General features: G+C 68.3%; 6 protein-coding genes. 3 read left to right on the top strand and 3 right to left on the bottom strand.

The annotated features are described in order from the left end of the window. Positions 1 to 49: 49 nt before the first annotated feature. Positions 50 to 592 carry a YbhB/YbcL family Raf kinase inhibitor-like protein gene (locus tag AC08OV_RS11355; RefSeq protein ID WP_476612663.1) on the bottom strand — a complete coding sequence of 181 codons (543 nt, stop codon included), beginning with the start codon at positions 590 to 592 and terminating at the stop codon, positions 50 to 52. Between the two features lie 145 nt (positions 593 to 737). Here AC08OV_RS11355 and AC08OV_RS11360 point away from each other — a divergent pair, with 145 nt between their 5' ends. Next, on the top strand, positions 738 to 1,076 hold the full coding sequence (locus AC08OV_RS11360; protein WP_476601801.1) for a P-II family nitrogen regulator: 339 nt from the start codon (positions 738 to 740) through the stop codon (positions 1,074 to 1,076). 446 nt (positions 1,077 to 1,522) lie between these two features. Here the strand turns inward: AC08OV_RS11360 and AC08OV_RS11365 are convergent, their stop codons facing one another. Then, positions 1,523 to 2,332: a DedA family protein gene (locus AC08OV_RS11365; RefSeq protein WP_476612662.1), complete on the bottom strand. Its 810-nt coding sequence runs from the start codon at positions 2,330 to 2,332 to the stop codon at positions 1,523 to 1,525. A 725-nt stretch (positions 2,333 to 3,057) separates the two neighbouring features. On the opposite strand from AC08OV_RS11365, the gene AC08OV_RS11370 reads away from it, so the two are divergent. Both AC08OV_RS11370 and AC08OV_RS11375 read left to right on the top strand, forming a co-directional pair. Beyond that, the gene (locus tag AC08OV_RS11370; RefSeq protein ID WP_476612661.1) at positions 3,058 to 4,101 is read left to right on the top strand and encodes a lipase family protein; all 1,044 of its coding nucleotides are present in this window, start codon (positions 3,058 to 3,060) and stop codon (positions 4,099 to 4,101) included. Between the two features lie 178 nt (positions 4,102 to 4,279). Continuing rightward, complete coding sequence (locus AC08OV_RS11375) at positions 4,280 to 5,083, top strand: IS701 family transposase (RefSeq protein WP_476612660.1); 804 nt, start codon at positions 4,280 to 4,282, stop codon at positions 5,081 to 5,083. Between the two features lie 545 nt (positions 5,084 to 5,628). On the opposite strand, the gene AC08OV_RS11380 is transcribed toward AC08OV_RS11375, so the two are convergent. Next, positions 5,629 to 6,037, bottom strand: a 409-nt coding sequence (locus AC08OV_RS11380; protein WP_476619637.1) for a zinc ribbon domain-containing protein, incomplete at its 5' end; no start/stop codon positions are given.

A 6,037-nucleotide genomic window follows, 5' to 3' on the forward strand; every position in this document is an offset into this window, starting at 1 on the left:
CCGAGGGCGCGGTACCTGAGGACCTCGACGCGCCGGCAGAGCGGCCCCGTCAGCGTTGGAAGGTCACCCGCAGCACGGCCCGGGCGAGGGTGTGGAAGGTGAGGTTGAAGCCGACGACGGCCGGTGAGACCTCGTCGTTGATCTCTAGTTTCGGCACGTCGACCGCGTGGACGGTGAAGATGTACCGGTGCGGTACGTCGCCCTGCGGCGGCGCAGCCCCGCCATACGCCTTGGAGCCCCAGTCGCTGCGCACGTGATACGCGCCGACGGGCAGGCCGGTGAAGTCGCCGCTGCCCGCGCCGCGGGGAAGCTCGGTCACCGCCGCGGGGATACCCACCAGGACCCAGTGCCAGAACCCGCTGCCGGTGGGCGCGTCCGGGTCGTAGCAGGTGACGACGAAACTCCTGGTCTCGGCGGGCTGACCGGACCAGGCCAGCTGTGGGGAGATGTCGGCACCCCCGGCGCTGGTGTGCACCTGATCGGACGGAACGACTCCACCATCAACGAGGTCCGTACTGGTCACGGTGAACAGCGGTTTGGCGGGCAGCACGTCGAACGGGTCGGGGGGTGTACCGCGGTCGAGCAGGGACATCTACCATTCCTTCCGTTACGCCATTCGATGACATTCCCGAGACGGAACCGTCACCTGCCGGCTCTACGCTTCTCCGCGATGAAACCTCACCCGGAGGTGCGCCGGGCCGTCGGCATGCGGTTCCAGACAACCTGGTGAGGTCCCGGTGAGACTGGTCACCGCCATCCTGCGTCCACATCGCATCGATGACGTACGCACCGCCCTTGAGACCTTCGGTATTCAGGGTATGACGGTCAGCCAGGTGACCGGATTCGGCATCGAACTGTGGCGTACCCAGACATATCGCGGGCAGACCTTCCACGATGAGTCGGTGAGCGCCGTGCGGGTCGAGTGCGTCGTCGCGGACTCCGACGTCGAGGACGTCATCGAGGTGATCCGGAGATCGGGCGGATCGGCGGCCAGCGGAGCCGGCAAGATCTGGGTTCTTCCTGTTGACGCCCTCGCCCGCGTCCGAACGGGGGAACGCGGACCGGACGCCCTGTGAGTGCGGACGCCCTGTGAGTGCGGACGCCTTGTGAGTCCGGCGGCGCCCCGGCTGCACCGAGGGCGACCTGGCTGCGGCGACCCGACTGCGGCGACGGTGACCAGCAGACTGCACCGACCGTGACCAGCTCGGTTGCCGCGATCTCTCAATGGCCCCCAAGGCCACAACACCACCCACCAATAGTGAGACGATCGTCATACAAACGATGCTTTCGGTGTGCGACCAGCGACTGTTCCCACCTTTGGGTGACGAGGAGAGGCGACAATGACCCGTTGACCCGATACGGTTGACGGGTCCCGGCGGGCGTCCCGCCGACTCCCCCCGTATCGGTGCGGAGCCCGCCGGGACCCGTCCTCGCGACTTGGCCGCATCACAGGTAACCGTCGCGCGACCGCGATGACCACCGGGGTATCCCAATCAGCCCCGGTCGTCTTGATCATCCCCGGTCAGTCCTGATCAGTCTCGCTCAGTCTCGGTCTCAGTCCCGGGGTCTGACGTTGATGAGCGGCCGAGTGACGCCCGCCGCCGCGGCGTGGCCGTACCGCGAAGGTCGCAGCCTCGTCGGCGACCGGGGCACTCCTGCCGAATTCAGCGGAGCCTTCCCGCACGGCACCGTTCCTGGCCCGCTTCCTACGGCGGGCCCGGAGGAATTCGAAAGCGATGGGAAGCACCGAGACGGCGACAATTAGAATCAACATCGGCTCAATGTTATTCCGTACAAAATCTATCTTACCGAGGTAGAAACCCAGAACCGTGAGGCCGCAACCCCAGACCACCCCGCCCACAATGTTGTAGGTGATGAAGATGCGGTAGTTCATCCGGCTCACGCCGGCGATGACCGGAGTGAAGGTGCGGACCACGGGAACAAACCGCGCCAGGATGATGGACCGCGGCCCGTACTTCTCGAAGAACTCGTGCGCCTGCTCGACGTACTCCTGTTTGAACAGCCGCGAGTCGGGTCGTCGGAACAACGCCGGACCGGCTCTTCGACCGATCAGGTAGCCGACTTGGTCGCCAGCCACCGCGGCGAGCCCGATCAGGACAGCCGCCACCGGCAGCGGGGTGGAAAGCTCGTCGCGGGCGATCAGCATACCCACGGTGAACAGCACGGAGTCACCCGGGAGGAAGAACCCGACCAGTAGGCCGGACTCCACGAAGACGATCAACAGAACGACAGCCAGGCCCGCTTTGGCCAGGCTGTCCGCGCTGAGGACGCCAGGGCCGAGAGCGAGGGTGTTCGACGCGAATGCATTCACTATCGCGGGCCTCCGACAGGCTTCGACGACGGGTTGGACACGTCCGTGAGACCGCGGCAACCATCGAGGGACCGCCACCGCACCCGCCTGAGGACACCGTAAGGGTATCGAGCGCTCTCCCGTCTCCCATCGGGCACCCGCAAGAGTGGCTCCACGGCGTCCCGGGCACGTCCCGGGCACGTCCCGGCAGGTTGCGGCATGTCCGGTTACACCCGGTACGTCCCTCATGGGTGCCCGATCATAGGTGCCCGAATCGTCCAGCGAAGCGATCCACCGCCAGTCAAGATCCGGCCGGCCCATGCGGACCGCCGACGCGATGGCCGGATGTGCCTCATTAGGCTTAATTCGTGCATTATCGGCGGCCAAGCTTGGATCAGCAGCCTGTTGTCCCGAATGATCCGAGTGGCCCGCCGGCCTGGCCGGATGCGTTAACATCACGGCCCCCACGCTCCCGGCCGACGCAGTCAGCGCAGTCAGGGAGGCCGACACGACCGGCTGCGGGGGCCACCCCTGCCGGGGCGCACCGATGCCCCTCCCGTCCGGTCCGTACCCCGCTGCTCGCGGTCCGGCTCCTGCTCGGATTGCTGCTCGGGCTGCTGCCCCTCGCGGCCTGCGGAAAGCGGGCTGGCGGCGACGGATCATCCCCCGCGATCAGTGCCGGCGGACCCGATGAGCGAGGTGCATCGTTACCACCGGGAACCCGCGGGGAAATTCTGTCCAGTCAGGTGGTCGCGCCGGCCCCGACCGGTATCCGGGCGTGGCGGGTGATGTACCGATCCCACGCGACGCCGGGCGTCGACATTCCGGTGTCCGGGATAATCCTGGCTCCGGAGGAGAACGTTCCGGTTCCGCCGGGCGGCCGAAAAATCGTCGCGTTCGGGCATGGCACCACGGGCCTCAAGGATTCCTGTGCACCGTCGGCGGCACGACCCGCGCTGATCGCCGCCGCCTCGACTTTTCCGCTCGTCCGGGCCGGTTATGTCGTGGCCCTCACAGACTATCCGGGACTGGGGAGTCCCGGCGAACACGCGATCTACGTTGCCGAGCCGGAGGGCAGGGCCGTGCTTGACGCGGCACGCGCCGCCGCCGCCCTCAAGGCGACCGGTGCCGGTCGCGACATCGTCCTCTGGGGCTATTCGCAGGGCGGCCAGGCGGTGTTAACCGCCGGAGCGCTTGCCGCCGCCTACGCACCCGAGCTACGGATCCGGGGAGTCGTCGCAACCGCCCCCCTGGCCGACCTGCCGGCCTCCCTCGCCACCTTGCAGCACAATACCGACGGGGTCGCCTATGTCCTGCTGGCGATAATCGGGCTGTCCGTCGAGGACCGGACGATCAACCTGGACCGGGTGCTCACCCCGACCGGCCGGCGACTGCTGTCGATCGCCCGCGACCGTTGCGCCACCGACCTCACCAGGGCGAGCATCGGTACGTCCATCGACACCGCCTTTACCGTCAATCCTCTGGATCATCATCCCTTCGCAGCCGGATTCGCCCGGCAGCGAGAGGTGGCCCTGCGGAAGATGGCTCCGACCCTCGTTCTCCAGGGTGACCTCGACCTGGTGATCCGACGCACGGTGACCGACGGCGTGGTCACCGGGCTGTGCCGGAAGGGCACGACCGTGGACTACCGGCGTTACCCCGGCGCGGACCACGGCACCGTCCTCGGCGCATCGATGGCCGACCTCACCGCCTGGGTCGCGCAGCGCTTCGCCCCGTACCCGCCACCGGTCACCGACATCTGCGAGATGCGCGCAGCCCGGTTCGGATAACCCGTCCCCAGCTCACGGCTGTCCCCGGCTCACGGTAGGGCCTGTGGACAACCGTGCGCCCGAGCGCACCCTGCCCATCGGTGGTTTGTTGTGATCGTTTGATCATGTATGGGCGGCCGGGGAATTGTCTGGCTGTGTCGGGTAGGGAAGGAGTGGTTCGGCCGCGAAGGTGATCGTGATGACAGAGCGGCTGCCGTGCCCGCCGGCTCCGGCGCCGGTGGAGGCGTACGCGTCCCGGTTCGATGGCCTGTTCGCCTCCCGGGCGCAGCGGCGAGCGTTCCGGGACTACCTGGTCGGTCTGCTGCTGCCGCGGGACCGGAACAAGACGCTGACCTGTCTGGCCGGGGCGGAGCCGGTGGTCGGCGCGCAGCACCGGGAGGTCCAGCGGCTGCAGTGGTTTCTGTCCGAGTCTCCGTGGGACCACGAGAAAATCAACACTCGGCGGGTTGAGCTGCTCATGGCGGCGCCGGCCACCCGGCCTCATCCCGGCGGGGTACTGATCCTGGACGACTCCGGGGACCGCAAGAGCGGGCACGCTACCGCGGGCGTGTCCCGTCAGTACATCGGTTCCCGAGGCGGCGTGGACACCGGGATCGTCGCGGTGTCCACGGCCTGGGCGGACAACCGGGTGTACCACCCGCCGCACACCCGGCTCTACCTGCCGGCACCCTGCCTGCCCGGCGGGCGCACGGATCCGTCGTTTCGGACCAAGGGGCAGCTCGCCGCCGGTCTGGTCGGCGATGCCCGCACCGCCGGGATCCCGTTCCGCGCGGTGGTCGCCGACTGCTTTTACGGTCCGTCCGAGAGCCCCGGCCTGGTCGCCGAGCTGCGCGAGAGGCCGGGGTGCCGTTCGTGCTGGCCCTCAAACCGAACCAGGAACTGTCCCGCCCCGACGAGGACACCGGCCTGCGTACCCCGGCACAGGCCGCCCGAGAACGGGTCTGGACCAGCCCTGAGCGGCCCGGCCAGTGGACACCGGTGAGCCGCTCCTACCGGGACGGGCACACCGAGACCTGGTGGGCCACCGACTGCCGGGCCGGCCCAGACCGGATCGGCGGGCTACTGCGGCTGGGTCGAACAGGACTACAAGCAGGTCAAGCACGAACTGGGCTGGGCCGACTTCCAGATCCGCTCCGCCACCGCGATCGCCCGCCGCTGGACCCTGGTGAACTGCGCGTTCAGCCTGTGCTGGCACGACACCCCCACCGAGCCACCCACACCCAGCCCAGCCCGCAACCGGTCCGCAGCGGCACACCGCCGTCCTGGCCGGTCAACCTCCGACAGGTCCGCGCCTGCCTGACCCCGCTGTGCCTCCTGCTACCCCTCTGGCAGGCCTGGACCACCGCCCCGATGCCCCACCCACTCCGCGAACTGACCGCCACGCTCGCCACCGGACACCGGCTCCGCCTCTACCTACCCCCATAGATCACGGATCACGAACTGCCGATCACAACAAACCACCGCCATCCATGGGGACCACCAGTTGACATCCTCCCCCGCGTGAACGCGAGGGATTCCCGGCGGCGGTCATACCGCGTCCCGGGTGGTTGACGCTTCGCAGCCCGACGTAACCGCCGTGGCTCCACGTCCGTTCACGACACGGGCTGTACGCCCGGGACTTGCGTCCTGTCCTGCCGCGAGAATGTTCAATGCCGCGTTCGTGTCCGCGTTCCCCTGCCAACCGCACGAGGTGCAGGCGAACAGCGCCTGCGACCGGCGGGACACTGGATCGAAGAACCCGCAGGCATGGCAACGCTGCGAGGTGCGCGGCGCCGGGACTTTCACCAGCTCCCCGCCTTCACGGGCGGTCTTGTAAGCAAGATGCTCGCCGAGCCTGCTCCAGGCTGCCGCGAGGATCGCCCGGTTCAGCCCGGCTTTCTGCCGGACGTTCTTCCCGGGCGCCTCCATCGTGCCCCGCGCCGACCGGGTCATGTTT

It is taken from the genome of Frankia sp. CeTa3Moorea, assembly GCF_978021225.1.